This window comes from Acinetobacter sp. GN11 (assembly GCF_054823985.1).
In genome coordinates this window covers 1-495 of record NZ_JRVL01000380.1, presented here as the reverse complement: position 1 = coordinate 495, position 495 = coordinate 1, and the positions used below count along the sequence as shown (strand labels likewise).

1 protein-coding gene is annotated in these 495 nt (G+C 31.5%); it reads right to left on the bottom strand.

The genetic code is table 11. The annotated features are described in order from the left end of the window. Nucleotides 1-32 precede the first annotated feature (32 nt). Complete coding sequence (locus tag NL42_RS19615; RefSeq protein ID WP_461314023.1) at nt 33-464, bottom strand: hypothetical protein; 432 nt, start codon at nt 462-464, stop codon at nt 33-35. Nucleotides 465-495 lie beyond the last annotated feature (31 nt).

Here is a 495-nt window from a genome sequence, read left to right as displayed (position 1 = left end):
CTTTTCACCTAACAGAAGAAGATAACACTAACTCAACTATTTCTAAAAATTAAATGAAAAAATAAGCCTAAAAATCCACCTATCATAGCAAAGCCTAACTGTATATAAGCTTTGCCATACCAAGCCAGTTTCCTAAATTGATAGTCTGCACGGCTAGAGTTGATCTCAAACATATTCCGAATATCCCAACTATGAAATCCTTTAGGTCTTTCAGCAAAAAAGTCTAAAATAGGTGTAAATCCTAAAACAAATACAATCCCAATTAAGGGATACACGATACATCCCGGAAAAATAGGATTATTCTTTCGTTCCATAGAGTCAAATATCATAGCCGCAGCAACTAATAAACTTTGTATTAGAGCGACTTTTTTGAACGTATCTAAATCAAAACCTAGATAAAACATTAAAGTTAAGAAAAAGACTCCTGTCAAAAGAATAGAGCAGATTAATAATTTCCAATTCATTTCAGTCCTTAAACAATTTTTTAGATCTTAT

Bases quoted from the DNA above. Each gene is read 5' to 3' on its own strand.
- NL42_RS19615 (WP_461314023.1), bottom strand. From the start codon at position 464: ATGAATTGGAAATTATTAATCTGCTCTATTCTTTTGACAGGAGTCTTT.